Source organism: Ochrobactrum sp. SFR4 (assembly GCF_019730395.1).
Classification (GTDB): domain Bacteria; phylum Pseudomonadota; class Alphaproteobacteria; order Rhizobiales; family Rhizobiaceae; genus Pseudochrobactrum.
Genome location: NZ_JAAPBB010001197.1, coordinates 1 through 244 on the forward strand (window position 1 = coordinate 1; position 244 = coordinate 244).

The 244-nt window shown below is 52.0% G+C and carries 1 pseudogene; it reads left to right on the forward strand.

The features are described 5' to 3' along the window. Nucleotides 1-244: pseudogene (locus HBA93_RS22835) on the forward strand (ribonuclease PH); the annotation flags it as partial.

Genomic DNA, 244 nt, shown 5'->3' on the forward strand with positions numbered 1-244 from the left:
ATTGCCTGCGCTGGATGGAAGCCCGCCAGATGGTCAAAGTCGACAAGGTACTCAAAGACCATGTTGCTGCTATTTCCTGCGGTATTTATGAAGGCACACCGGTGATTGATCTGGATTATCCGGAAGATTCAACCGCGCAGACCGATGCGAATTTCGTGATGACCGGTCGCGGCGGTATTGTTGAAGTGCAGGGTACTGCTGAAGGCGAGCCATTCTCGGACGAAGAATTTGCGTCTCTGATGCT